Source organism: Virgibacillus carmonensis, from assembly GCF_057836705.1.
The window spans coordinates 1-1481 of sequence record NZ_JBYQFJ010000073.1; the positions used below are offsets into that span (position 1 = coordinate 1).

2 protein-coding genes are annotated in these 1481 nt (G+C 42.8%); both read left to right on the top strand.

Annotated features, from left to right (window positions below):
- On the top strand, positions 1-321 hold a 321-nt coding region (locus AC3G7N_RS20490), incomplete at its 5' end, for a penicillin-binding transpeptidase domain-containing protein (RefSeq protein WP_489424016.1).
- Between the two features lie 259 nt (positions 322-580).
- Entirely contained in the window at positions 581-1342 is a 762-nt protein-coding gene (locus AC3G7N_RS20495) for a DUF899 domain-containing protein (protein ID WP_489424017.1), read from the top strand.
- Positions 1343-1481: the final 139 nt, after the last annotated feature.

The window sequence follows — 1481 nt, forward strand, 5'->3', positions numbered from 1 at the left end:
TTTTGGTTAGATAGCTCCTTAAAAATAAGTCCATTGGAACAAGCAGATTTTATGGGAAGATTGTATAAGGAGAACCTTCCTTTTGATAAGCTTGTAATGAACACGGTTAAACGAATGATGATTCAAGAAGAAGGAGATCATTATACCCTATATGGGAAAACAGGAACCCGGTTATCTGATTTAGGATTAGGATGGTTCGTTGGGTTTATAGAAACGGAAAAGCGTTCCTATGTGTTTATTACCAATGTTGCCGGATCAGGTACAACGGCGAAAAATATCACCATGGATATCTTGAAAAAATATGGCTTGATTACAAAATAAAAAACTTTTACAAGCTCGATAAATGAAAAAGATTTCAATTATAAGGTCTTTTCTATTTTATCATATGACTCGCCCCCAAAAATGTCTAAATGGACAATTTCCGGGAGCTTTCCTAAAAGTTGAACAATCTTACGAAAGGGCCAGTTAATTGATAAAGAGAAATGCCAAAGAAAAAAAGAAATGTTTTTGCAATGGAGAAGAAGTCCATAGCAATTTATGTGTGATATACTTTGGTAAATAAAGGAAGGGAGAAGACGATATGAAAAATACGCAAACTGATCTGCAACTCCCAAAAATCGTGTCTCAGGAGGAGTGGCTTGTGGCTCGTAAGGAATTGCTGGCCAAAGAGAAAGAAGCCACCCGTGCACGAGATGCGCTGAATGCTGAGCGTCGCCGATTGCCTATGGTTAAGATTGATAAAGATTACGTCTTCGAAGGCCCAGACGGCAAGGCCAGTCTGCTTGACTTATTTGGCGGTAACCACCAGCTCATTGTTCGTCACTTCATGTTTGACCCAAGTTGGGACGATGGCTGTCCGAGCTGCTCAGCCGCAGCGGACGAGGTATCCGCCGGACTTTTTAAACATCTGCACGCACGTGACACTACGTTTGTTACGATCTCCCGTGCACCATTGAAAAAGATCGAGGCTTATAAGGCGAAAAAGGTCTGGGATTTTCCCTGGTACTCTTCATATGGCAGTAATTTTAACTATGACTTTCACGTTACACTGGATGAATCTGTCTCCCCTATCGAGTACAACTACCGGACCAAAGAAGATTTCGAGCAGGCAGGTATAAATATAGGGAATGAGCAGCCGACCGAGTTGCCTGGTCATAGCTGTTTCTTGCGCGATGGCGACAGTGTCTTCCATACTTACTCTATGTATGCTCGTGGTGCTGAAACGCTTGGCGGTTCGTTTTACTTTCTTGACTTGACAGCCCTCGGCCGGCAAGAGGACTGGGAGGAACCAAAGGGTCGTGCGAGTTCCCTACGCAGTTCGAACCCCAACTTCTTGGATTAAACCCGTGATCGGATGATCCTTTCTTAAAAGATAGCGTTTTCCCTCAACAAACGGGCGCCATTCTTGAATAAAAGATTGGCGCCAGTGTCATATATAAGGGCCAAATTGTTGAATGAAACTTTTTGGACTAATCCCATAG